Here is a 24,932-nt window from a genome sequence, read left to right as displayed (position 1 = left end):
TGCTGTAATGGAGATATGAGCAACGCAAACAACAATCCGCAAGGCGGCAGTGCCGCTGGTTCTGCCGAACCGCAATCGCAGCCACGGCCGCCGATGTATCAGCCGCAGCCGAATCGAGGCAATCGATTCTTCGCATGGATCCGCTCCAGCCGGATCACGCGCGGCCGCAACCGGTGGATCGCAGGCGTGTGCGACGGCGTGGCGCGCCGCTTGGGATGGAACGCCACTCTGGTCCGCGCGCTGGTGATTCTCACCTCGCTACTGTTCGGCGCCGGAGCGGCGTTCTACGCATTGGCCTGGTTCCTGCTACCGGACGAGATGGATGGCCGGATCCTGTGCGAGGAGCTGGTCAACGGCCATTGGGATTGGAACTGCGCGGGCGCGCTGGTATGCGCCGCGGTGGCGCTGTGCCTGCCCGGCGCCGGATGGCTGGCGTTCGGCGTGGCCGTGCTGGTGTTCTGGCTGCTGGTGAACCGCCAGTCGTATGCGGCGAGCTGGCAGCCGCCGCAGGGCGGATCGTGGCCTGGGCAGCCTGCTCAGCCCGTTCAGCCGGGACAGCCGGTGCGGCCTGCGCAATCGCAATATATGCCGCAGCCGATGTCCACGAACACGGCCACCACTGCAAACATGTCCGGCACGCCAGGCCAGCCGATGCCGCAGCCGACGTGTCCCGCGCCTTCCGGCTACCAGCAGTACGCGCGTCCCGTCCAATCGCCATACCAGACGTTTCAGCAGCCGGTGAACCCGCCTGCAGCGTTTGCCACGGCCAATGTGCCGCCGACCTTCACCGCTCCGCCGACGGTGACGGCGCCGCAGTCGAAACGCGCCCGCCGCAAGCCAGCCGGACCGCTGCTGGTACTGGTGACGCTTGGCTTGGCATTGCTGGCGATCGCCGGATCTGGCTGGTACGCCATTACGATGCCGGTTGATTGGGATTACGCCTTGCGCGTGCTGCGTCTCGCCACACTGTGCTGCGGCGGCATCTGCCTGGGAATCGGCGTGGTGATCGTCGTGCTTGGTTGCATGGGCCGTCGCACCGGCGGCCTGCATCCGCTGGCATGGTGCGCGGCGTTCATGGCTGTGGTGATGACGTTCTGCACGAGTGCGGTGGCATGGGAAAGCCGCGATTGGATGATGTCGAATGACTACCACCGCACGACGGTCTCCGGCATCGTGACATGGAGCGACACCAGCGACGCCCAGATGAAACGATACGAACAGGGACTGGTGGTGGTCGGCAAGAACTACGCCAACGATGTGCTCGACATCGATTTGAGCGGATATCCGGTAGCGCATGGCAAGCACAAGGTCAAGCTCAACGACGGCACGTACGGCGAAAGCTCATGTCCGACAGGGAAGCTGAATCTGGTGGTGGTGAACGCCCAGGTGGTGGTCACGCTGCCGGACGGATGCCAGTGGTCGGTCAGTGATCCGGACGACGGCTACACCAACGTCACGGATTACATAGGAGGGCCGGACGGGATTACGTTCTTCAACGGCACGGGCTTCATGGGCCTGTCCCTCGACGAGAACGATGATTCGGGACTCGGCCATCATGGCGTGAACAAGGGCGTTCCGGCGCTCAACGGCACCACCGATTTCGACGATTCCGGCGATGATGATGCGGGCGATGCCGGTTCGGATACGGAGAACGATTCGCAGGATTCGGTATACGCCGGCACGGATCTCGACAAGGCATTCAAAACGATCTACGAGAACAAGTGGTATTGGCCGTCGATCGATTCGGACAAGGCTCCGGAGGAACCGGATCTGTATGTCAACGTCGATGGAACGGTCGGCGGCAGTGTCACCATGCAGTACACGTCCGACAGCAAGCTGCCAGTGGGAACGACGGGCGGCCAATCGCATGGCAGCGTCGATGGAAAGAACGTCGGGAAAAGCGCCAGCGGAAAGGAAACGAAATGAGTGACGAGAAAACCCGTGAAGTGCCGTTGACCGACGTCATGGGAATCGCGGAGGTCTCGGACGAGCCCACGGAAACCCTGCCGGCCGTCGACGATCCGGGCGAGGCGAAGACCGAATCGTTCCAGAAGCCGTTCGACGGCGGTCCGGAAGCGCAGAGAAAGTTCGAATCGCAGGACGAGGCCGAATCGCTGGAAACCTCCGGACAAGACATGCGCGGAAGCTTTGCGGGCCGTTCGGCACGTCCGACCGGTTCCGTCAAATCGGCTGATCCAGCCAAATCAGCCGAGCCGGTCGACCCCTCCAAGCAAGTGCGCATCGGCAAAACGGACGGCGAGCTGGTAATCCGCCCGTCCGGACCAAGCACCGGAACCATCGTGCTGGGCGTGTTCTTCTGCCTGATCGGCCTGATGTCCATGCTGTGCCTGCTGCCCATCGGCGCATGGCGGTGGATGCCGAATCCCTCGACGCTGTTCTTCTACGTGGTCGGCGGTCTCGGCGCGCTGCTGCTCATCATTTCCGTGGTCTGGGCCGTCGTCGCCGCGGTGCGTCTGCGCCGACGGGAACGCCAGTCAGCAGAACAGTCCCCAGAAAGCCAGCAGCGCCAACGATAGCGCCGCCGACACCACCACACACGTGGCCACGATGACATGGCCGGATCCGATGCATGCTTTTCCATCTTTTCCTATATCGCGTCGGCTTCCGGCTGCGGCATCGTGGCCATTATTCATATCCGCATCGTCATCTATGCTTGCAATCGCGCGATTCCTGGCATGACGACGGCACGCGTCCACGATGATTTCCGCCAACAGCCAGGCGAACGCGACAAGGCTCATCCATGTGAGCATGACGATGGCATGCCAGTTCTTGGCAAGCACCACCGAATTGTCGGTCAACGAGATCGCATCAATGATGACGGTGACCAGATACGCCAGGAACACGCCGGTCGTGCCGACGGCAAGGAGGGTGTTGAGCGCCAGTGCGACGCGCATGCCGACCGGGAATCGATGGTCGGTTATTGCGATTGGACGTGCCGCATTCGGTTGTGTGGACGGGCCTGTCGGTGTGGTCGCATCCGTTGAAAACATTGAAGTCGAATCCGTTGGCTCTGCCGGTTCCGTCGAAGCCGAATCGTGCGATACCCGCCGTGACGCACGGCGCTCGCGCACCCAGCCGGCGATGAGCAGAATTGGCGCGCCGCACATCGCCAGCAGCGCGCAGAGCAGGCAAACCGCGATTGCGCCGACAATCACACCCATCGACTTCACCAGCGCGGGCGGGGTCTTCAGCGGTGCCGCGACCGTCTGATTCGGCTGCGTTCCGGCGATCATCGGCGTTGCCCAGCCGTTCGCACCCGTGCCGCTCGTCACCACGTTGATCCAATCCTCCAGATCGTGCGTGTAATGCGGTTCCAACGGCAGTCCCGGAACCGTCTGATTCGAACCGGTTCGAAGCTGATGGTTCGCGTCATAATACCGCAGCGTCACATTCGTATTGCCAGCCTGGTTTGCGGCTTTGATCAGCAGCCGCGCGCCCTGTTCGACCGGCATGGCTGTGTCCTTGACGCCATAGTTGATGAGTAGCGGCATGGTGAGCGATCTGCGGTATTTGGCCGCGTCGAAATCCGCATAGGCGAGTCCCATGCGTTGTGTGCCAAGGCTGGTGATGCGCGGAATAAGCTGCTTGACGGCATCGGGTGCGCCCGCGGCGGTCAGATAATTGGTGGCTGCGAGCGTCATCTGCTGACGGCCCGAAACGACCGGGGGAGAGGTGAGGATGGCGAAGGCAAGATCCGGATGCTGTTGCGTCAGCACGGTGGCGATCCATGTGCCTTCCGATTCGGCGTAGATGCCGGTTTCCGATCTGCTCACGCCCGGCCATTTTCTCAGGATTTCCATCGATTTCGCATAGTCGTGCGCGCTGGACACGTAGTCGCGGTGCAGCATGGTGTAGTTGTCGAGCCGCTTGTCCGGCACGAGAGTGGTGATGCCGGCCGACGCCATCGCGTTCGCCACGTCGCCGAACGCCTCCGACGATTTGCCGGTGCCCGAACCGTGCAGGAACAGGCATGCGGGACGATCTGCCGGCGCGTCGAGCGGCTCGCGAACGATGGCATTCACGGTTTTGCCGCCGTCCAACGCGACCGTGATATGCGTTTCCTTGGTGCGGTACGCGCCCTCCTGCGGGGTTTTGAGCACGGCACCTGTGGCCGGGTCAACGGCTTGGATAGCGGTATTGGTCGTGGTGAGCGTGATATGGTCCGTGAACGGCTCGACCTGCCATTTCGGCGCCATCGCATTGCCGAGCGCGCATAGGACCATGGTCAGAAGAAGCGCCAGCGCGGTAGTCGCCGCGCAGGTGACGAGAATTCGTTTCACAATGCTTCGCACGGTACGCCACTCTAGTCGTATTCGGCGTGCGTGGCGCGGAAAACACGGAATCATGGGGAATCCGCGGAACGATCGCAATTCCTGCGCCGCGAGTCAATGCTCCCGTGCCGTAAAACAATACGAAATCAGGGGAAAATCGCAATAATCCCCTCCACAATCCACCTGTGGATATGTGGAAACCCGTCGGTTTCGCCGCACCTTTCCGCCAAACCGACGCTTAGGCCCTCCTCAGCGTCGGTTTCGCGGATTGGGGGCGATGGGATCGACGCTGAGATGGGATTTGGGGGAGAAGGATGGGAAGGTTGGGATGGGGCTAGGCGCGGGCTTCGTAGCGACGGGTGTAGAGCACCAGCAGGATGACGGCGAGCAGGCTGATCGGCGCGCCTGCGATGCCGGTGAAATGGTAATTCATCGCCGTCGCAGTCAGTGCCGCTCCGCCGACGATGGAACCGATCGCATTGCCGAAATTGAAGGCGATTTGTACGGCGGCACCGGCAATCAGCTCGCCGCCGCCTTCGCCCGCCTGCACCATCAGCAGTTGCTGTGGCGATGAATTGAAGAACAGCGCGAAACCGATGATGAACGTCAGCAACGCGGTGGTCGCATGATTACCAGGCAACAGGAAAACCAGCAACAGTCCGCACAAGGCGATGCCGTGCGATAGCGCCGCGGTCGCGCCCGCCTTCCACAGGTCGGTCAGCCTGCCGCCCACGATGCCGCCGACCACCATGCCGAGGCCGGCGAGCACCATCAGTATCGGCACCATCGTCGCCGACCATCCGCCGGTTTTCTGCAACCACGGCGACACGTAGCTCCACCAGCAGAAGATGCCCGAATTGCCGAAGAACACGGCCAGCAGAATCAGCCACGGGCCGGGATGGGTGAGGAAGCGGAACTGCCCCTTGATGCCGGCGTCCTTGATCGGATCGATGGACGGCACCCACAAAATCACCACGACGATCGTCATAAGCGCCCAGGCGGCCAGAATCGCAAACGCCAGCCGCCAGGACATCGCCTCGGCGAGCAACGTTCCCGCGGGCACGCCCAGCATGTTGGCCACCGTCTGGCCCATCACCATCATGGACACGGATTGCGCCTCCTTGCCCTTGTCGGCAAGCGTTTTGGCGATCAGCGTGGCCGTGCCGAAGAACGCGCCATGCGGCAGGCCGGAAATGAAACGCGCCACCAGCAGCATCGGCGAGCAGAAGGAGACGGCGCTGAGCGTGTTGCCGACCAACGCGATGGCCATGAACAGGATGATGAGATGCTTCGGCGGCACCTTGCGGCCGAACACCAGGATCAGTGTGCCGACACACACGCCGATGGCGTATGCGGAGATGTAATGGCCGGCCGCGGGAATGCTGACATGCATGGCGGTGGCCGTCTGGGGCAGGATGCCCATCATCACGAATTCGGCGGCGCCGAGGATGAAGGCGCCGGAGGCCAGCGCCAGAATGCTTCTCTTCATGGGGATTCCTTATTTTGGATTGTCCGCCGAACCAGCACTTGGATGGTGCCAAGCGTCGGTTCGATATTGCGATTCTCGCGAAACCGACGGTGAGACGGTGCCAAGCGTCGGTTTGATGGAAAGGCAAAGAAAAAGGCGGAACCGAAGTTCCGCCTTAGTTGTCGGGCTGGCGGGATTTGAACCCGCGGCCTCTTCGTCCCGAACGAAGCGCGCTACCAAGCTGCGCTACAGCCCGTTTGGCAACAGTTGGATATATTACACGATTGGGCGCTGTATGCAAGGTCGGCGTGTCGCGTGTTGTGTAGTGGCTTCTCGGTACACTTGGGGCTTATGACTGAGACCAACGAATCCCAAGAGAATCAGAACGAAGAAGAGGCCGCAGTTCCCACCATGACCACGGTGGAACGCGCCGAAATGCTGCTGCAGCAGGATGCTGCGATTCGCGCCAAGATCAACGGCGGCGCCGCGCTGGACGAGGCCGTGGACCCGTCCAATAAGGAATTCGGCCCGCTGGCCCACCCGGAGCAGGTGCAGATGCGTGTGGCCAAGCGCGCCATGATGCTTAAGGAAGGCATCCAGCCGTACCCGGTGACCCTTGACGTCACCGCCACCATCGAAGAGGTCCGCGCCAAGTATGAAGGCAAGCTCGAAGCGGGCGACGAGACCGAGGACGTGGTCGGCATCGCCGGCCGCGTGCTGTTCCTGCGCAACGCGGGCGGCCTGTGCTTCGTGCAGCTGTCCGCCGGCGATGGCACCAAGATCCAAGGCATGATCTCCAAGAAGGAGATCGGCGCCGACTCCCTGAAGCAGTTCAAGCAGCTGGTCGACTTGGGCGACCACCTGTTCATCAAGGGCCGAGTGATCGCCTCCAAAACCGGCGAACTGTCCGTGTTCGCCACCGAATGGGCCATCGCCGCCAAGGCGCTGCAGCCGCTGCCGGCCCTGCACAAGGAGCTGAACGAAGACACTCGCACCCGCAAGCCGTACATCGGCATGATCGCGGACGAGAAGATCCGCAACATGGTGCGCAACCGTTCCAAGGCCGTCGCCTCCCTGCGCAAGACCTTCGCCGACCATGACTTCCTCGAGGTCGAGACCCCGATGCTGCAGACCGTGCACGGCGGCGCCGCGGCCCGTCCGTTCACCACGCATATGAACGCCTTCGACTTGGACCTGTACCTGCGCATCGCGCCGGAACTGTTCCTGAAGCGCTGCCTCGTCGGCGGCATCGACCGCGTGTTCGAAATCAACCGCGACTTCCGCAACGAGGGCGTCGACGCCACCCACGCCCCGGAATTCACCATGGTCGAGGCATACCAGGCCTACGGCAACTACGACACCATCGGCGCGCTCGTCAAGCAGCTCGTGCAGGACACCGCCATGGACGTGTTCGGCAGCCACAAGGTGACGCTGCTGGACGGCACCGAATACGACTTCGGCGGCGAATGGAAGACCATCAGCATGTACGACTCCCTTTCCGAGGCCCTGGGCGAGGAAATCGTGCCGAACGGCGGTCCGGACAACCCCGGCACCTCCGTGGAGCACCTGGGCGAGATCGCCGACAAGCTCGGCGTGGAACGCGACGACGTGGAGAACCACGGCAAGCTCGTCGAACACCTGTGGGAGCACTTCTACGAGGACAAGCTGTACGAGCCGACCTTCGTGCGCGACTTCCCGGTCGAGACCTCCCCGCTGGTCAAGGGCCACCGTTCCAAGGCCGGCGTGGTCGAGAAGTGGGATCTGTACGTGCGCGGCTTCGAACTGGCCACCGGCTACTCCGAGCTCAACGACCCGGTCGTGCAGCGCGAACGCTTCGTGGCCCAGGCCAAGGACGCGCTCGCCGGCGACGAGGAGGCCTGCGACATCGACGAGGACTTCCTGGAGGCCCTCGGCGTGGGCATGCCTCCGGCAGGCGGCATGGGAATGGGCATCGACCGACTGCTCATCGCACTGACCGGCGCCACCATCCGCGAGACCATCACCTTCCCGCTTGTGAAGCCGCTGAACTGAGGCGGAGCCTCAGTTCAATATTCGGCTTCACGCGAGGCGGCCGAAGAGGAAGCCCTGTGGGCTTCCGTGCCGCCGGAGCCATCCTTAAAAAATAAAAGAGCAATTACTAAAGGGCGTTCCCAATACGGGAGCGCCCTTTTGCATACCCTCGCACACTCTCGCACACCCAACATCTAACATGAGATTCATGGAAATATCGACTTGGATTCGCGGCGCTCGCCTGAAAACCCTGCCGCTGGCGATCGCCCCAGTGGTTATCGGGGCCGCGCTGTCGTGGCGGGGCGTGTTTCTCTACTCGCAGGGTGGCGATATATGGCATGAGCCGTGTCCGTTCTTCGGCGGGCAGCATGACTTGAGCGAATTGAAATTCGGCTCGCTGGTCGGCGAATGCCAGCGTTCCGCAGGCTGGTTCATCTTGGTGGCGGTGCTGTGCGGTTGCGTGGCGTTGTTCCTGCAGGTCGCCGCGAATTTCGCGAACGACTATTCCGACGGCATACGTGGCACCGACGAGGGGCGTGCCGTCGATTCCGCACGGTCATTTGCAAAAACACCATCCGCGGAATCGACTTCGACTCCGGAAATGCTTCCGGCATCGCAGCCCCAGCATGGCCCCGCCCGTCTCGTCGCGTCCGGCGTGAGTCCAAAGAAAGTACTTGCCGCGGCCGGAATCAACGCGTTGATCGCCTGCCTGTGCGGTCTGGCCGTCGTTGCATTGACCGGCTACTGGTGGTTCATCCTGGTCGGTATCGCCTGTCTCGTGGCCGGCTGGTGCTACGTCGGCGGCAAACACCCCTATGGCTACCACTATTTGGGTGAGATATTCGTTTTCATCTTTTTCGGGCTCGTCGCCACCTGCGGCACGATGTTCGCCCTGGCCGGCACAATCTCGACCGAAGGCATGCTCGGCGGCGCCAACGTCGGCCTCATCGCCGTCGCGGTCCTGTGCGTCAACAACCTACGCGACGTCGAAACCGACCGCACGCACGGCAAGCACACATGGATGACCGCTTTGGGCCGGCGCAACGGCACGGTTTTTGCGATTGCGCTGCTGTCCGTCGCCGTGCTGTTGCTCGCCGCTTATATACTGCTGCTGTCGACGCCTGCGATGCCGACAATCGCAATACTGGCGGTCACGTGCGCGATGTGCGCTGCCGCCGCCGTCGCGATCGCAAGAAAAAAATACGGCGAGGCGCTGCCGCTGTGCACGTTCTCCTCACTGGCGCTCGCCGCAACGTACGTGTGTTGCGTGGTGTTTGCCTAGCGTTGCAACGACAGTGCAACGAAATGAAAATTGTTGCAAAACGTGGGGCGTCAATCGTCGGAAACGGCTTGTTTTGGGTGTGCCAAGCGGTAGACTTGCAAGCATGACTTACAAACTAGTACTGCTCCGTCACGGACAGAGCGCATGGAATAAAACCAATCAGTTCACCGGCTGGGTCGACGTCCCGCTGACCGAGCAGGGTGTCGAGGAAGCCAAGAACGGCGGCCGCCTGCTCAAGGAGAAGAACGTCCTGCCTGACATCGTCTTCACCTCGATGCTGCGTCGCGCCATCAACACCGCCAACGTCGCGCTGGACGAGGCCGATCGCCTGTGGATTCCGGTCAAGCGCAGCTGGCGTCTGAACGAGCGTCACTACGGCGCCCTGCAGGGCAAGAACAAGACCGAGATCCGTCAGGAGTACGGTGACGAGAAGTTCATGCTGTGGCGTCGTTCCTACGCCACACCGCCGCCGGAGATCGATCCGAACGACGAGTACGCGCAGAACAACGATCCGCGCTACACCGGCGATCCGGTTCCGGAAGCCGAGTGCCTGGCCGACGTGGTCAAGCGCGTTGAGCCGTACTTTAAGTCCGACATCGAGCCGGAGCTGAAGGCTGGCAAGACCGTTCTGATCGCCGCTCACGGCAACTCCCTGCGCGCCATCGTGAAGATGCTGGACAACCTCTCCGAAGAGGAGATCGCCAAGGTCAACATCCCGACCGCAATGCCGCTGCTGTACGAGCTGGACGAGAACTTCAAGCCGATCAAGCCGCGTGGCGAGTACCTGGATCCGGAAGCCGCCGCTGCCGGCGCTGCCGCCGTCGCCGCTCAGGGCCAGAAGTGAGTTTGTTGCGATTGGGCGCGTGAATAGTCGCGGCTGATCGCATGAAACACATACGAAAAGGTGGGAACCTGCATACCGTAGGTTCCCACCTTTCGTTATTGCCGGCGCCTTTGTCGGTAAGTCTTTTTTCACGTTGTATCTGCGTTTTGCTGATGTCTCCTTGCCTGCGCGGCTCGGCGGGTGCCGTGCGGCGCAGGCAAGGCGGACAAAACGGAATCGCAAGAACGTCAGATCACGCCGTATTCCTTGAGCAATGTCGGAATATCAGTGGAATCCAGCTTCTTCACGATCTGTTTCAACACGCCCCTTTCGATGGGGTTGAGCTTCATATCGGTGATCGGTTTGCCGTCTCGCAGCATCACCGTGGCGTTGAGCAGGTTGCGCACGTCGTAGACCGAACCCCACACCTCCGGCACGCCGCGGTCCACGTCGCACAGCGTGTACACGGCCTCCATGCCGGTGCGCATCGAATATTCGGTGGTGAAAATCGTGTCGCGCGGCGTCTCCGCGAATTGGCCGAGGAACGCGAAATTCACCGCGCCATCCGGCACCACATCGGGGCGGTCGCCGGCGGAACGCGGCATGAAGAACGCATCGATGTACGGCATCATCACCGGAACCGTGTTGGCGTGGTTCTTCGCCAAGTCGGCGATCTTGTCGGTCGGCACGCCCATGTGGTACAGCCATTCCTCGCAGATCTCCTCGCCGGTGCAATCCTGCATCGGCTTCTTCACATAGTTGCCGGGCTTGTCGGGGAACAGACCATACACCCATACGCACAGCTGGTCCTTCGGCTGGTCTCGGAACTGCTGCTGGCGATTCAGCGTCCAGCTCATCAGCCAATTGGAATCCTCAACGGTGACGATGCCGCCGGTCACCACACGTCCGGAGAACGGGTCGCGCTTGCAGATCTTCTGGATGTACGGCGGAATCTCGTCGTCCAACGTGGTGACGGTGGCGCTCATCCACTTCGAATGCTCCGGGTCGGAGCAGAACACGTCCGGATGTCCGAAGCTCGGATCCTGCGCCGCGATGCGACGCCACATATCCCAACCGCCGCCGGGCTTGATCTCCGGAGCCCACGCGGCCGGCTCGGTCTGCGAACCCATCGACGAGTTCTCCACGCAGCCGCCATTGGTGATGAACACCAGATCGTTTTCACCCAAGTCGATACTGCGGGTCGTGCCATCCGCCTCCATCAGATCGATGCGCGTGGCCAACTTCTTGGTCGGCGAGCTGAACGGATTGCGCGGATACGCGCCGTATTCGGCCTGCTTCCTCAAAATCGTATCCTGCCCAGTGCCGGTGCGCTGGCGTACGGGACCCATGCCGCCGCCAATCGCGAAATCGACGTTCTCCACCTTCACGTTGTAGTGGAACTGCACGCCGAAGCCTTCCAGATACTTGATCATCGGCAGAATCATCGACTCGTACTGGTTGTAGCGGGTGAACCGCAACGCGCTGAAGTCCGGCAGGCCGCCGATATGGTGGATGTAGCGGCGGATGTACAGCTTCATCTCCAACGCGCTATGCCAGTTCTCGAAGGCGAACATGGTGCGCCAGTACATCCAGAAGTTCGAATCGAACACCTCATCGTCGAAGAAGTCGGAGATCTTCTTGCCGTATAGTTCCTCGTTCGGTGTGAAGAACAGCTTCATGATCTCCATCGACGCCTTGTCGGACAGCGCGAACTTGCCGTTCGTGCCGCCGTCCACGCCACGCGCCTTAGTGGAGCGGCATAGCGAATAGTTCGGATCCTCCTTGTTGAGCCAGTAGTATTCGTCCAATACGGACACGCCATCCGTTTCGATGGACGGAATGGAACGGAACAGATCCCACATCACCTCGAAATGGTTGTCCATCTCGCGTCCGCCACGCATCACATAGCCGACGCCAGGAATGTTCGCGCCATCGCAGGCGCCGCCCGGAACCGGGTCCTTCTCGAACACGTGGATGTGGTCGCCGGGCATCTGCGCGTCACGTACCAGATAGCAGGCGGCGGACAGCGCTGCAAGACCCGTGCCGATGATGTAGGCGTTCTTGCTATCGATCCCCTCGGGCTTCTTTGGCCGGGCGAATGCTTCGTAATTGCCGTTGGAATAGTACATGACTTCCTCCTTTGGATGCCGCTGGACACTATTGTGCCGCGTCGTGGGACACAAGTATACGGGCATGAACTGGACGCGATGTCTAGTTTTTACGACTATCGGAGGAATTTCGCTTATAGGTGGCGGATTACGCCTGCATGCGAAAGTGATTTTGCCTATATGTGGCAGATTTCTTTTGGAAAAGGATGTTCGGGGGCAGGATTTTTACCCCCTTATGATGTTTTGGCCGAGGTCATCTGCCACATATAAGCGAGATGGGTGGCTTCCAAACGGAAACCACCCATCTCGTCAAGGAAAATGCAAGAAGAGGTGAGGAACCCTCAGTCGATGTCGGTGCCTTCGTCGCGGGTCGGCTCCTTGGACGGGTCGAAACCGGAGACGATGAACACCACGCGGCGGGCCGCGGAAACGGCGTGATCGCCGAGACGCTCCATGAAGCGGCCGGTCAGGACCACGTCGATGAGCTGCTGGTTGGTGCCCTTCCAATCCTCGGACTGGGCCAGTTCGAAGGTCTTCTTGTGCAGAGCGTCGAGCTTGTCGTCGTTGAGAATGATCTGCTCGGCGGTCTTGGTGTCGCGGTCGGTAAGCATGGAAACCACCTGGTCGGCCACATTGTCAAGGAACGCCTGCATTTCGGCGAACAGCGGCTGGGCATCGGCCGGCAGCGGGGAAGCAGGATAGGTGCGGCGGGCCGCTTCGGCGATGTGACGGGCCAGATCGCCCATGCGCTCGAACGTTGCGGCCAGACGCAGGGTGGAGACGACCACGCGCAGATCGGTGGCCACCGGGTTCTGCTTGGCCAGCAGCTTCACGCACTGGTCGATGACGCTGGATTCGAGGGCATCGATTTCGATGTCGCCGTCGATGACGGCCTGGGCGGCTTCAAGATTCTGGTTCAGCAACGCGTCGCCGGCACCATTGATTGCCTTGCGAACGTCTTGCGCCATGCGGTCGAGGTCATCGGCGACTGCCTTGAGCTCTTCATTGAAGATAACGCGCATATGCTTGCCTTTCAAATGCTTCACGTATGTCAATATCGGGTTCGGATATAACCTCTCCCAAGTGTATTAGGGAATTGGCGGATTCGCACGTGACGGACGTGTTGTTCCGCCAATGTTCACCGGCACGTTCACCCTGCGTTCACGAAAATCGCGCCACGGCCATTCATCGGGGAACGTCAGGGTGTGCGAGAATGAAGACATGTTTGAATCCGTAGGCACGTGGTGGCGCAATCTGACACATCGCCATGGTGACGATCGCAACAATGATGATACTTTGGATGACGCGACGAACACGTTGCTGTCCATACTGCCGCTGGCCTCCATCGTGGTCGACGAGCATGACGAGGTGATACGCGCGCATCCGGACGCCTACGCCCTTGGCGTGGTGCGGGACGACGCCATCGCCGATGACACCGTGGCAAGCGCGGTGCACGAGGTCCGTGCCCACGGCGGCAAGAAGCAGTTCAGCCTGACCACGACCACGTTGCATGAGCCGAAGAAGGCTCCGAAAGCAGGGAAGCCAACCATGCGGGAGGTTGCCAAACAGGCGTTGATCGGCCAATCGCCAGACAAGCCGGTGACCACGGTGTCCCGCCCGAACTGGCTGAAGGTGATCGTAGGCAGGCTCAACGAACGCTTTGTGGTGGTGCTGGTTTCCGACGTGAGCGAAACCGTCCGTTTCTCCCAGATCCGTGATTCCTTCATCACCAACGTTTCGGAGCAGCTCCTCAAGCCGACGCAGTCGCTGGAGGAGCTTGCGGACGCGTTGGAACATGACTCGGACAATAAGGCCGCGATTGAGGGGAACACCGTAAAACTGCGCCAATCCTGCGCTCGCATGGAACATATGGTGTCCGACCTGCTGCTGCTTATCAAGGCGCAGGAACCGATTCTGCCGACGGCGAGCAACCGTATCAACGTCATGGAACAGGTGAAAACCGTCGTCGGCGCGCATCGCGACATGGCGCAACGGCGCGGCATCGACATTGAAATCGATGGCGACGAATCGCTGGACATCAACGGGGAAGGCGAGCAGATTCAGGCCGCGGTCGCAAAGCTGCTCGAAAACGCCATCGCCTATTCACCGGACGGCAAGGGCATAACCGTATCCGTCAAGCCGAACGAGGACGGCACCAAAGTGCTGCTCAGCGTGCTTGACCGTGGTTGCGGCATTGCACAGAAGGAGCAAAGCCGTATTTTCGAACGGTTCTACCGTGGCGGCAACCAGAATGGGCATTCCGAGGAAGGTATCGGTTTGGGCCTTGCCATCGTCAAGCATGTGGCGTTGACCCACCATGGCTCCGCTTCGGTGTGGAGCGCTCCGGGACAGGGCAGCACGTTTACGTTGGAGCTGCCGGTCGCCAGAAATTAGCGGCGATTACAGAGCGTTGGGACACGCCATATACGGCAAGGGCCGCTTCCGCAGGTTGGTGCGGAAGTGGCCCAATGTTGTTACCGGTTATTTCGCGATTGGCTGAACCGCCGGTCGGGTTATTCGCCAAGACGGCGGTAGTCCCACCGGTCGAAATGCTCCCAAACCAGCATGAGCACGCCGATCACCGTGCCGGCGGCGCACATGGTCTGCAATCGTTCGACATTGATGCCGAAGGCCAGCAGAATCATGCAGATCACCAAGGCGATGGCCCATAATGCGGTGCCGAACGTGAACACCTTCCGCAGGTCGACGCGCACCGGTTTGGGGGAGGGTTTGCGCACGCTTGGGTCGATAATCGGAGCAAATTTCATACCGTTACCTTACCTCGGTGCGCGCGTCACAGGTGCTCGGCCACGTAATCGACGCACTTCGTAAGCGCCTCGACGTCGCTCGGCTCCACGGACGGAAACACGCCGATGCGCAGCTGGTTGCGGCCGAGCTTGCGGTAGCCGTTGGTGTCCATAATGCCGTTCTCGCGCAACGCGGCGACCACTTGGGAAGCGTTGATGCTCTCGTCAAGGTCGATGGTGACCACGGCGTTGGAACGTGCGTTTTCGTCGGAAACGAACGGCTGCGCGTAATCGGACCTCTCCGCCCACTGGTACAGCAGCGACGCGGAACGTGCGCAACGCGCCGTGGCCCAGGCGAGGCCGCCATTGTCGTTAAGCCAGCGCACCTGGTTCTCCAGCATGACCAGCGTGGCCACGGCGGGCGTGTTCAGCGTCTGGTCCTTACGGGAGTTCTCGATGGCGGAGGTCAGGGACAGGAACGGAGGAATCCAGCGTCGCGCGCCCGGCAGGCTGACGCTTTTAGCGATGCCGTAGGCGCGGTCGATCGCAGCCGGGGAAAGCACGGCGATCCACAGGCCGCCGTCGGAGCCGAACGCCTTCTGCGGGGAGAAGTAGTAGGCGTCGGTCTGGCTGATATCCACGTTCAGCGCGCCGGCGCCGCTCGTGGCATCGATCAGAGTCAGCGCGCCCTGCTCCTTGGAACCTTCGACACGCTTGACCGGGGCCGCCACGCCAGTGGACGTTTCGTTGTGCGCCCAGCAGTAAGCGTCCACATATTCGGTGAGCTCCGGCAGGCGATACGTGCCCGGTTTGCCCGCGAAGATCTCCGGATCCTCAAGGAACGGCGCGGATTGCGCGGACTTGGCGAATTTCGCGCTGAAGGAGCCGTACGTGCCGAACGCCGCCTTGCGGGTGATAAGCGACGCGCAGGCGATGTCCCAGAACGCGCTGGCGCCGCCGTTGCCCAGCACGACCTCATAGCCGTCGGGAATCTGGAAGAAATTCGACAGGCCTTCGCGGATGGAGCCGACCACCTGCTTGACCGGGGTCTGGCGGTGCGAGGTGCCCAGAAGATTGCGCGCGCCCGCGTCGAGCGCCTGGACCTGCTCCGGACGGATTTTGCTCGGCCCCGAGCCGAAACGTCCATCCTCCGGAAGCATGTTGGTAGGAATGTTCACAGTGTTCGTCATGTCATCCAAGGGTAGTCAGAAGGTCGGATTGCGCGTTGATATGGCCGTTTTCCGGACGTTCCTCCACCCGTGGCGAATTATTTGCGCAAGGACGGGGTCTTGATGATAATCCCTATGTCGGTGTACCCTTACCCTTGTGACGGTTCTGTAACCGTGCGCGGTCATAAGCTGCGACGGTTTCGCAATCCGCAAGGAGTGATTGATATATGAGGCATGCGGCGCATAAAGCTGCCAAGGTTTCGCACGCGCAATTCAGCCTATCCAAGGCGTTGTTCACGGCGAACCGGGGCTCCCATACCGCTAAGGCCGTGCGAATGGCACAGCTGGCGGAAGGCGGCGCCGTAGTCGGACTCGCTCCGGAAGTCGTGGATAAACTGAATGAAGTGGCTCCAATGAGCCGCCGTGCCATGCGTGAGGCCGCCAAAGCCGCTTCCCGCAAATCCGCGTTGGTGACCTCCGCTTCGTTGGCGGCGCTTGTCGGCACCGCGGCGACCGCGTTGGCGTTCAGCCAGCAGAACGCATCCCGACTGGTGCTTGCGGACGACGGTACCGAAACGTCCCAGATCAAACGTGTGTCCGATGGAGCGGCATCCCGTTCCGAAGGACGTACCGCCCTTAAGGAACTGGCTTCCACCAGCAACAACGGCGGTTGGCAGCTGGGAGACACCAGCGCCTCCATGGACGCCAGCCTGATGTCCAAGTCCATCGCCGACAATCCGAACGTCGCCGTCCTGATGGACCAAGACAGCAGCGCCTTACCGGCTAACTTCAATCCGAACCATGCCACCGGAGACGTCGGCAACGCCTACGAGTTCAGCCAGTGCACGTGGTGGGTGTATGTGCGCCGCCATCAGCTCGGTCTGCCTGCAGGCTCCCACATGGGCAACGGTTGCCAGTGGGCCGATTCGGCCCGCGCCTTGGGCTATTGGGTTGATAACACGCCGCGCCATGTCGGCGATATCATCGTGTTCGCCGCAGGCCAGGAAGGTTCCGACTCGTATTACGGCCACGTCGCCATCGTTGAGAAAATCAACGACGACGGCTCGATCGTGACCTCTGAATCCGGCGCCTCCCTCAATGGCGGCACGTATTCCCGCACGCTCACGAACGTGGGCGATTTCCAGTATATTCACTACTGAGTTTCCCTACCGACGACCGTGCCCCTTTTCTTGTAAGAGGGATGCTGTAAGCTAAGGATTCGATGAAGCATATTAAGCATTGTTCCGTGATTGCTGCGCTCGCCGCGGCCGCTCTTACTTTCGCCGGGGTGGCACCTGCCGCGCTGGCAGCCAATGATGGCGCCACGCAAGATGCTGTCGTTGCTACCCGTTCGTTCCCGAAGACCAACGCCGTGAAGAAGAACATCCTCGCGGAGGCATCGTCCACCCAGGTCGAATCCGATTCCGACTGGGGCGGTGTGGAAAGCCTGAACGTTCCCCAAACCAAATCTCAAGCCGAAAAAGACGTCGAAGCCGCCGCAGCGGCAGCGGAACAGCAGCGTCAGCAGCAGGCCCAGGCTCAAGCACAGGCCCAAGCCGCTTCTCGTTCCGCCGCTCGAAGCGACCTCAGCAGCAGCGGTTCCTTCACCGTGACGCCGCCTGATGGGGCCAGCGTGTCCAGCCTGCTGACGTTCGCGAACCAGTTCGTCGGCAAGGTTCCGTATGTGTCCGGCGGCAATACCCCGTCCGGTTGGGATTGCTCCGGTTTCGTGCAGTATGTCTACGGCCAGATGGGCGTTTCCCTGCCGCATTACTCCGGTGCTCAGGCGACTGTGGGCCGCGCGGTTGGCAGCCTCGCCGACGCGCAGCCGGGAGACATCATCGCCAATGCGCAGCATGCCGCGATCTATGTCGGCAACGGCATGGTCATCAACTCCCAGCTGAACGGCACCCGCTACGATCCCATCGCATGGGTGTTCCCCAGCAGCTACAGCATTCGTCGAATCTTCTGAAGCTTTGACATTGAGCTAAGGGCGTATTTCCGTGAGGAATACGCCCTTTTGCTTTGTTATTTTCCGCGTCGTTACTTGAAAACCGCATGTCGCGCGGTATGGTGGAAGTCAGGTGCAACGCATAGTCGCGTTGCCGCAACCTGATTCAAGGGAGGTCGCTCATGATCAATGACAAGGCAATCCTCGTAGGTGTCGATGGATCCCACGCCAGCTACAAGGCGACATGGTGGGCAGCAAATTACGCGAAGCATGCGGGACTGACACTGCAGATCGTCTGCGCATATTCGCTGCCAAGCTATGCGGCAGTGTCGTTCGATGCCACGTATACGGCCATGGGCGATGACAATGCCGCGCACAACGATGCGCAGGAGATTCTGTCGAAGGCCAAGGCCATCGCCGACGAGCAGGGCGTCGAGGCATCGACGTTGATCGTCACCGGAGATCCCGCATCCGTGTTCGTCGAACTGTCGCGCAACTACAACCTCATCGTCATTGGCAACCGTGGCAAGGGTGGTCTGGCCGAACGACTGCTCGGCACCACCAGCTCCAGCCTGCCGGCATACGCGTACTGCCCGATCGTCGTGGTGCCGTACACCGACGACGAAGGCAACCTGATGCACTTGAACAACACCATCACCAAGGTGGCAGTCGGCTCCGACGAATCCAAGTGGGGTCTGAAGGCGTTGGAGATCGCGGCCGCGTTCGCCGATTCGTGGGGTGCCGAGCTGGACGTCATCTCCGCCGTGCCGAACATGAAGGGCTCCGAGGATGAAGGCGTCATGGCGTCCTTCCAGGAGGATCTGGATGTGCGCATCAAGCCGCTTGAAGAGGCGTACCCGAACCTCAAGATCAACAAGCAGATCGTGCCCGGCCCCGCAGCCGGCGCACTGACCAAGGCCAGCTACGATCATGACGTCGTCGTGGTCGGCTCCCGTGGTCGTGGCGGCTTCACCGGTCTGCTGCTTGGCTCCACCAGCCAGGGTCTGCTGCAGCATGCGGTCGGACCGGTCTACGTGGTGCCGCGCAAGTATGTGGAAGCCGCGGAGACCCGTCTCGACACCGTGCCGAGCTCGCCTGCCGACGTCACGCCGAAGGCGATCGACGACATCAAGGGCGTCGAGGAAGTGCCGGTCGACAAGGCCAAGCCGGAAGTGGTCGAAGCCATCGAAACGAAGATCGATCCGGACCGTCAGTGACGGTACGGCAAATCGACTGAAATCGATATAAAAACCGCATAGAAGAGGGTGGCTGCGATTCCAACGAATCGCAGCCACCCTCTAACTATGTGCGGTACGTGCGCTCAGTGCTTGACGGTGACGTTCATACGCACCGGCGTCGGCTCGACGTACGTATGCTTGACCGTGCAGCCCTTCTCGATATGACGGCTGACGCGATCGGCGAGCTTTTCGGCGTCCTCGTCGCTCAAACCGGCGTCGGTGGCGTCGATGACCACCTGCTCGTCGAAACCGATGTAGGCGTCGGTATCGGCATCATACGTGCCGTCCACCACGATCTTCGCGCCCTTGCCATCGCCCAGCGTATGCTCGACGGCGAACTGGCTGGACAGCGCGGCGCAACCGGCCAGCGCGACCTTCATCAGATCGCCCGGCGTGAACTGGCCACGGCCCTTGCCGAACTTGATGTGCGCGCCATCCTCGCTGAACGCGTCCCAGGAACCGTCCTTGTTGCGCTCTACCCACAGCCTCTTGCCCATGGAAACTCCTCATGTCCTGTGGCGCGCCGTTCGCGCCAATCCGTGATACCAATCTAGCGCATCGAAACGGACGTGGGGGAGTGCGTTCCGCAAGATGAAGCGATACGGTTTTGTGATTCGTTGCGATTGCGCTGGAGGCCGGCGGACGGCCGGGATGCGCGTTGGCGGCACACTCAAGGCCGTTCGGCCAAGCTTACGGCCTTACAACGCGCATCCCGGCCGTCCGCCTCCACGCCACCGGCTAAACTTGCCTATTATGGCTTTGACTTCCGAACAACTCGCAGACATTCGTACTCGTATTCCCGCACGTCCGGAAACGGACATTCCCATGCCTTACGAGGATCTGGTACGCAAAATCCTTACGGAAGGCACACTGAAATCCGACCGCACGGGCACGGGCACTATTTCCCTGTTCGGCCAGCAGATGCGTTTCAATCTCAAAGACAGCTTCCCACTGCTCACCACGAAGACGGTGTTCTTCAAAGGCCTGGCCTACGAGCTGCTGTGGTTCCTCAAAGGCTCCACGAACGTACGTTGGCTGCAGGAGCACAACGTGCACATTTGGGACGAATGGGCCGACGAGAACGGCGATTTGGGGCCGGTCTACGGCGCGCAGTGGCGTAGCTGGCCGGCGCCGACGCCGGACGATCCGAACCGCACGATCGACCAGATCTCCAATGTGCTCGACCTGATCCGTAACCACCCCGATTCGCGCCGCATGGTGGTTTCCGCATGGAACCCGGCGGAAGTGGAGAACATGGCCTTGCCGCCATGCCACGCCCTGTTCCAGTTCTACGTGGCCGACGGCCGCCTGAGCTGCCAGCTGTACCAGCGTTCCTGCGACATGTTCCTCGGCGTGCCGTTCAACATCGCCTCCTATTCGCTGCTCACCCTCATGATGGCCCAGCAGACGGGACTCGAGCCCGGCGAATTCGTTTGGACCGGCGGCGACTGCCACGTCTACGACAACCACATCGACCAGGTGTTGGAACAGCTGAGCCGTACGCCGTACCCGTATCCGCAGATCCGCATCAGGAAGGCCGATTCGCTGTTCGGCTACGATTACAGCGATTTCGAAATCGTGAATTACCAGCATCATCCGACCATCAAGGCACCGGTGGCGGTCTGAGGTTGTTGCCGCCGTCTGGCGCGTCTGCGCCAGACGGTAGACTACTGACCCTAGTTCCGACTTCAAGGAGTGAGTGAAATGGAGCACGATAGTAGCCGCAGTGGCTATCACGAACCCGAGCCCGGACTTGCCGGGCGTGAAGACGAGGAGGATTGGGGCGACGATTTCCCCAAAACCTTCTCTGTGAATCTGATTTGGGCGCAGGCCTGTGACAAGGAAGGTCACGACGGTGCCATTGGATTCGAAGGCGGCATGCCATGGCACCTGCCTGAGGATATGAGGCATTTCACGGAGCTGACCGTCTCCCATCCGGTCATCATGGGCCGCAAGACGTGGGAGTCGCTAAGCCCGAAGTTCCGTCCGCTGCCCAACCGCGACAACATCGTCATCTCGCATGACCCGTCCTATTTCGCGCCGGGCGCCACCGTGGTGGATTCGCTGGATGACGCGTTGGATCTGGCCCGTCAGGAGGCCATTCCGGATGACGGCTTGGACCGCAGTGAAATCTGGGTCATCGGCGGAGCCAAAGTATTCGAGGAAGCGATGCCATTCGCCGACAAGGCGTATGTGACGCAGATCAGCATGCACGTGAACGCCGACACCTACGCGCCCGATATCCACGCATTGGTGGAATCCGGAGCATGGCGCGTGGCCGAGGAAGGCACGTGGCAGAAGGCGCGGAAAGGAAACGACCAAGTCGAAGGCTTCCGTTTCGTGACGTACGAAAGAAACCACGAGGAGTAACTTTTCATGTATACCGTGATGACCGTGTGCACGGGCAACATCTGCCGTTCACCCATGGCTGAAATCATTCTGCGCGCCGAATTCGAGCGCCGCGGCTTGGCTGACAAGGTCAACGTCGAATCCAGCGGCGTCAGCGACGAGGAATACGGCAATCCGATCGACCGCCGTGCCGTCAAGGTACTTAAGGAACGCGGCTACGAGCTGCCGGCGCACCATTTCGCGCATCGCATCACGCGCGACGAAATCGAACGCACCGACCTGTTCCTGCCGATGACCGCCTCGCACATGCGCGCGCTGCTCCGTCAGCTGCCTCAAGCCAAGCGCAGCGAAGTGCACATGTACCGCAGCTTCGATCCGAATCTGCCGAAGCCGGCCGCGGGACGTGAGGACAGCATCGACCTGGTGGACCCGTGGTACGGTGGTCCACGCGAATTCGAAGTGGCGATCGACCAAATCGAAGAGGTGGCGCCATATATCGTCGATTGGGCCGAACAGCAGTTGCAGAACTGATTTTTTATTGCGATTGCGGCATGCTTGATGGTTTCAAGCGTGCCGCTTTTGTTTTTTGCGATTTATTGCGATTTATTGCGATTTTTTTTGGGGGGGGGCTGGCTGTGTTGTGAAGTTGCGATTTTTCTGATGTTGCGGTGTTTGGTGGGATTGAATATACGGCGTTTTTGCGATGTTGCGATTGCGGGGTGTCCGGTGGAGGCCGGCATATGCGTTGCAAGGCACACTCAAGGCCGTTCGGCCGAGCTTGCGGCCTTGCAACGCATATGCCGGCCTCCACCTCGTTTTTATTGGCAGGTTGCGATGTTGCTTCGTTCTGTGGGTAAGTTGCGTTTTTTGATTTTTGTGGGGCGCCTCGTTTTTGTGGGCAAGTTATGTCTTGACGGTTGGGAAGCGTGAATTGGCGTGGGAGGGGAGGGTGAGGGTAAAAGAAAAACCCCAGCGGATTGGGCTGGGGTTTGGTGGCGACCACGGCCGGACTTGAACCGGTGACCTCCGCCGTGACAGGGCGGCGCTCTAACCAACTGAGCTACGCGGCCGTTGTTTCAGCCTTGCGACTGACAACAGATAGAAATACTACGGCAAAAACGCAATTATGCAAAACTGCGGCGTGTCACGGTGTGTTGGGCGTGGCGCGCCGCAGTTTCGCGGGAAAGGAGACGAATCTCAGTCGGTCTGCTTCCAGGTGTCGACGTCGATGTGGTGCTCCGGGTTGGCCTGCCATGCGTTCCAAGCGGACTTCACAATGTCCTCGACATTGTACTTGGCGTGCCAGCCCATCTCCTCGTTGATGCGCTTCGGGGAGCCGATCAGGTGCGGCGGATCACCGGCGCGGCGGCCCATGACGGTCTCCTTGAACGGCAGACCGGTGACCTTCTTGACCTCATCGACGATCTGGCGCACGGAGGTGCCCTCGCCGGTGCCGACGTTGAACGCGTCATACTTGCGCTCGTCGCGGTCCAGATACTTCAGCGCGGCGATATGCGCGTCGGCCAGATCGGACACGTGGATGTAGTCGCGCACGCAGGTGCCGTCCGGAGTCGGGTAGTCATCGCCGAAGATCGCCGGGGCCTTGCCCTTCTTCAGACGGTCGAACAGCATCGGGATGAGGTTCAGGATGGCCGGATCCTCAAGTTCCACCGGGCCGCAGCCGGCCACGTTGAAGTAACGCAGGCCGCAGAAGCGGATGCCATACGGTTCCTCGCAGGAGCGGGCCATCCACTCGCCGAACAGCTTGGTCTGGCCGTACGGGTTGATCGGCAGCATCGGCACGACGTCTTCCGGCACCACATCGACCGGCGGCACGCCGTAGGTGGCGGCGGAGGAGGAGAAGACGAGCTTCTTGGCGCCGGAATCGCGCATGCCGATCAGCACGTTGAGCATGCCGTTGAGGTTCTGCTGGTAGTACCACAGCGGCTTCTCTACGGATTCTCCGACCTGCTTGCGGGCCGCGAAATGAATCACGGAATCGACGCCTTCGGCCTTCATGATCTCCGCGAGGCGCTCGCCGGCGCCCGGAGCGGCGATGTCCATGCCGTACAGGCGGGAGCCTTCGATGCGGGTGGGCTTGCCGTAGCTCAGATCGTCGACGACGACGACCTTTTCGCCGGCCTGATGAAGTGCGTGAACGACGTGGGCGCCGATGTATCCGCACCCACCAGTGACGAGAACTGTCATGTTCTGGCCTTTCCTTCAAATGAGCGGTGAACTTTGATGATTTGAAAAAATGTCAACCATTGTTCACTTTTTGCTCAGATTTGTTACCTTTTGAACAATTTGAGTATAGCACGTGAACACGAACGCACATAACTCGTTCGTTCCTGCGTTTCCTCTATAAATTAGGGTATGCAACAAGACGAAAACACGCCGACCGATGGTCGCAAAACAGAAGAAAACGCACAGAATATACAACATGTGCAGTCGGCCGCTGCTGACGGCAGGCCGGCCCTCTACGGTCGCAAGGTGCTGTCCTTCGTGCGGCGGTCCGCCCGGCTCGACGCGCGACTGCAGCGGGCCTGGGGCACCTACGCCGATACGTATCTGCTGAACATCAACGCGGGCGAAGGGTCCCTCGACATGCGTGAGGGTTTCGTGTTCGACCAGGCCTATATCCGCGAAACGTGGGGCAATACCAATCCTCTGATCGTGGAAATCGGCTCCGGACAAGGCGAGAACGTCGTTGCCGCCGCAGCTTCCCAGCCGGACGTCAACTTCCTTGCGCTGGAGGTCTACGATCCGGGCGTGGCGCACACGCTGCTGCTCGCCGGCAAGCAGAACCTGAAGAACCTGCGGATCGCCCAGATCAACGCGCCAGAACTGTTCAAGGCGGCCGTCGACGGCTCGATCGCCGAAGTGTGGACGTTCTTCCCCGACCCGTGGCCGAAGATGCGCCATCACAAGCGCCGCATCGTACAGCCCGAGCTCGCCGCGGACATCCACCGCGCGTTGACGGACGAAGGCGTGTGGCGCATCGCCACCGACATCGAGGATTACGCGCTGCACGTTCACGAGGTGATGGACGGGCTGGACGGCTTCCATAACGACGGCGCATTGACCGTGAGCCTGCCCGTCGAGCACGTCGGCAAAGGCAACGCGGATGAGGCGGCCGCATTGCGACACGCCGATTTCGCTGAATCCGAGCGATTCGATGGCCGTGTTTTGACCAATTTCGAGAAGAAGGGACTTGCCGCCGGGCGCGTGATTCACGATTTCACCTATCGTCGCGTGTAATGCGATAAGGCTTGGAATTTCAGTGTTTTACGAGGATTCCTGTCTTATTGTGGCGGTGTGTGACACCGGCGCGACACGCCGAGGTTTGCATGTCGGCCAGATTCGCGTATAGTAGGGCAAGTTGTCAAGCGGAAACGCTGAAAGCGCCCCCTTCGTCTAACGGTTAGGACACCAGACTTTCAATCTGACAACGAGAGTTCGACTCTCTCAGGGGGTACTTACCTTGGTAACAAG

General features: G+C 60.8%; 21 protein-coding genes and 3 tRNA genes. 14 read left to right on the top strand and 10 right to left on the bottom strand.

Annotated features, from left to right (window positions below; genetic code table 11):
• Window positions 1-15: 15 nt before the first annotated feature.
• On the top strand, window positions 16-1,926 hold the full coding sequence (locus KSX58_RS00570; protein WP_237976398.1) for a PspC domain-containing protein: 1,911 nt from the start codon (window positions 16-18) through the stop codon (window positions 1,924-1,926).
• Window positions 1,923-2,537 (top strand): hypothetical protein, encoded by a 615-nt coding sequence (locus tag KSX58_RS00565; RefSeq protein ID WP_003808200.1) that lies wholly within the window; start codon window positions 1,923-1,925, stop codon window positions 2,535-2,537. Before KSX58_RS00570 ends, KSX58_RS00565 begins: the two co-directional genes overlap by 4 nt.
• Here the strand turns inward: KSX58_RS00565 and KSX58_RS00560 are convergent.
• The 3 genes from KSX58_RS00560 to KSX58_RS00550 all read right to left on the bottom strand — a co-directional run bounded on the left by KSX58_RS00560 (window position 2,496) and on the right by KSX58_RS00550 (window position 6,016).
• Window positions 2,496-4,301, bottom strand: a complete 1,806-nt coding sequence (locus KSX58_RS00560) for a S9 family peptidase (RefSeq protein WP_249746828.1) — start codon at window positions 4,299-4,301, stop codon at window positions 2,496-2,498. The genes KSX58_RS00565 and KSX58_RS00560 overlap by 42 nt on opposite strands.
• Window positions 4,302-4,626: 325 nt before the next feature.
• On the bottom strand, window positions 4,627-5,781 hold the full coding sequence (locus KSX58_RS00555; RefSeq protein ID WP_033499281.1) for an MFS transporter: 1,155 nt from the start codon (window positions 5,779-5,781) through the stop codon (window positions 4,627-4,629).
• Between the two features lie 161 nt (window positions 5,782-5,942).
• Window positions 5,943-6,016 (bottom strand) — tRNA-Pro (locus KSX58_RS00550).
• 95 nt (window positions 6,017-6,111) lie between these two features.
• Between KSX58_RS00550 and lysS the strand changes: the two genes are divergently transcribed.
• The 3 genes from lysS (at window position 6,112) to KSX58_RS00535 (ending at window position 9,896) form a co-directional block, all read left to right on the top strand.
• Window positions 6,112-7,791 carry a lysine--tRNA ligase gene (gene lysS, locus KSX58_RS00545; RefSeq protein WP_021913673.1) on the top strand — a complete coding sequence of 560 codons (1,680 nt, stop codon included), beginning with the start codon at window positions 6,112-6,114 and terminating at the stop codon, window positions 7,789-7,791.
• A gap of 178 nt (window positions 7,792-7,969) precedes the next feature.
• Complete coding sequence (gene menA, locus KSX58_RS00540) at window positions 7,970-9,052, top strand: 1,4-dihydroxy-2-naphthoate octaprenyltransferase (protein ID WP_033499279.1); 1,083 nt, start codon at window positions 7,970-7,972, stop codon at window positions 9,050-9,052.
• A gap of 103 nt (window positions 9,053-9,155) precedes the next feature.
• On the top strand, window positions 9,156-9,896 hold the full coding sequence (locus tag KSX58_RS00535; RefSeq protein WP_003808215.1) for a phosphoglyceromutase: 741 nt from the start codon (window positions 9,156-9,158) through the stop codon (window positions 9,894-9,896).
• A gap of 227 nt (window positions 9,897-10,123) precedes the next feature.
• Here the strand turns inward: KSX58_RS00535 and KSX58_RS00530 are convergent, their stop codons facing one another.
• Together KSX58_RS00530 and phoU are read right to left on the bottom strand one after the other, a co-directional pair.
• Window positions 10,124-12,004 (bottom strand): oleate hydratase, encoded by a 1,881-nt coding sequence (locus tag KSX58_RS00530; protein WP_033499278.1) that lies wholly within the window; start codon window positions 12,002-12,004, stop codon window positions 10,124-10,126.
• A gap of 320 nt (window positions 12,005-12,324) precedes the next feature.
• Window positions 12,325-13,005 (bottom strand): phosphate signaling complex protein PhoU, encoded by a 681-nt coding sequence (phoU, locus tag KSX58_RS00525; RefSeq protein ID WP_039774824.1) that lies wholly within the window; start codon window positions 13,003-13,005, stop codon window positions 12,325-12,327.
• Between the two features lie 112 nt (window positions 13,006-13,117).
• Here phoU and KSX58_RS00520 point away from each other — a divergent pair, with 112 nt between their 5' ends.
• Window positions 13,118-14,377, top strand: a complete 1,260-nt coding sequence (locus tag KSX58_RS00520; protein WP_033499276.1) for a cell wall metabolism sensor histidine kinase WalK — start codon at window positions 13,118-13,120, stop codon at window positions 14,375-14,377.
• Between the two features lie 119 nt (window positions 14,378-14,496).
• Here the strand turns inward: KSX58_RS00520 and KSX58_RS00515 are convergent, their stop codons facing one another.
• Window positions 14,497-14,751: a DUF2530 domain-containing protein gene (locus tag KSX58_RS00515; RefSeq protein WP_003808222.1), complete on the bottom strand. Its 255-nt coding sequence runs from the start codon at window positions 14,749-14,751 to the stop codon at window positions 14,497-14,499.
• 26 nt (window positions 14,752-14,777) lie between these two features.
• Complete coding sequence (gene serC, locus KSX58_RS00510) at window positions 14,778-15,920, bottom strand: phosphoserine transaminase (protein WP_003808224.1); 1,143 nt, start codon at window positions 15,918-15,920, stop codon at window positions 14,778-14,780.
• Between the two features lie 206 nt (window positions 15,921-16,126).
• Between serC and KSX58_RS00505 the strand changes: the two genes are divergently transcribed.
• The 3 genes from KSX58_RS00505 to KSX58_RS00495 all read left to right on the top strand — a co-directional run bounded on the left by KSX58_RS00505 (window position 16,127) and on the right by KSX58_RS00495 (window position 19,067).
• Window positions 16,127-17,059: a CHAP domain-containing protein gene (locus KSX58_RS00505; RefSeq protein ID WP_003808226.1), complete on the top strand. Its 933-nt coding sequence runs from the start codon at window positions 16,127-16,129 to the stop codon at window positions 17,057-17,059.
• A gap of 62 nt (window positions 17,060-17,121) precedes the next feature.
• A complete protein-coding gene (locus tag KSX58_RS00500) occupies window positions 17,122-17,871 on the top strand; it encodes a C40 family peptidase (protein WP_021913668.1) in 750 nt (249 codons plus the stop codon).
• Between the two features lie 161 nt (window positions 17,872-18,032).
• Complete coding sequence (locus tag KSX58_RS00495; RefSeq protein WP_003808231.1) at window positions 18,033-19,067, top strand: universal stress protein; 1,035 nt, start codon at window positions 18,033-18,035, stop codon at window positions 19,065-19,067.
• A 104-nt stretch (window positions 19,068-19,171) separates the two neighbouring features.
• On the opposite strand, the gene KSX58_RS00490 is transcribed toward KSX58_RS00495, so the two are convergent.
• Entirely contained in the window at window positions 19,172-19,585 is a 414-nt protein-coding gene (locus KSX58_RS00490) for an OsmC family protein (RefSeq protein ID WP_003808235.1), read from the bottom strand.
• Window positions 19,586-19,841: 256 nt separating this feature from the next.
• On the opposite strand from KSX58_RS00490, the gene KSX58_RS00485 reads away from it, so the two are divergent.
• The 3 genes from KSX58_RS00485 to KSX58_RS00475 all read left to right on the top strand — a co-directional run bounded on the left by KSX58_RS00485 (window position 19,842) and on the right by KSX58_RS00475 (window position 21,968).
• Window positions 19,842-20,714 carry a thymidylate synthase gene (locus KSX58_RS00485; protein WP_217735849.1) on the top strand — a complete coding sequence of 291 codons (873 nt, stop codon included), beginning with the start codon at window positions 19,842-19,844 and terminating at the stop codon, window positions 20,712-20,714.
• Window positions 20,715-20,792: 78 nt separating this feature from the next.
• On the top strand, window positions 20,793-21,458 hold the full coding sequence (locus KSX58_RS00480) for a dihydrofolate reductase (protein WP_003808238.1): 666 nt from the start codon (window positions 20,793-20,795) through the stop codon (window positions 21,456-21,458).
• Window positions 21,459-21,464: 6 nt separating this feature from the next.
• On the top strand, window positions 21,465-21,968 hold the full coding sequence (locus KSX58_RS00475) for a low molecular weight protein-tyrosine-phosphatase (protein WP_039774829.1): 504 nt from the start codon (window positions 21,465-21,467) through the stop codon (window positions 21,966-21,968).
• 462 nt (window positions 21,969-22,430) lie between these two features.
• On the opposite strand, the gene KSX58_RS00470 is transcribed toward KSX58_RS00475, so the two are convergent.
• Window positions 22,431-22,507 (bottom strand) — tRNA-Asp (locus KSX58_RS00470).
• A 127-nt stretch (window positions 22,508-22,634) separates the two neighbouring features.
• Entirely contained in the window at window positions 22,635-23,645 is a 1,011-nt protein-coding gene (gene galE, locus KSX58_RS00465; RefSeq protein ID WP_217735850.1) for a UDP-glucose 4-epimerase GalE, read from the bottom strand.
• Between the two features lie 168 nt (window positions 23,646-23,813).
• On the opposite strand from galE, the gene trmB reads away from it, so the two are divergent.
• Both trmB and KSX58_RS00455 read left to right on the top strand, forming a co-directional pair.
• On the top strand, window positions 23,814-24,698 hold the full coding sequence (gene trmB, locus KSX58_RS00460; protein ID WP_217735851.1) for a tRNA (guanosine(46)-N7)-methyltransferase TrmB: 885 nt from the start codon (window positions 23,814-23,816) through the stop codon (window positions 24,696-24,698).
• A 145-nt stretch (window positions 24,699-24,843) separates the two neighbouring features.
• Window positions 24,844-24,915: transfer RNA gene (locus tag KSX58_RS00455), tRNA-Glu, on the top strand.
• Window positions 24,916-24,932 lie beyond the last annotated feature (17 nt).

This window comes from Bifidobacterium sp. MSK.17.10 (assembly GCF_019129655.1).
GTDB lineage: Bacteria > Actinomycetota > Actinomycetes > Actinomycetales > Bifidobacteriaceae > Bifidobacterium > Bifidobacterium adolescentis.
This window is presented reverse-complemented; position numbering and strand designations above follow the sequence as displayed.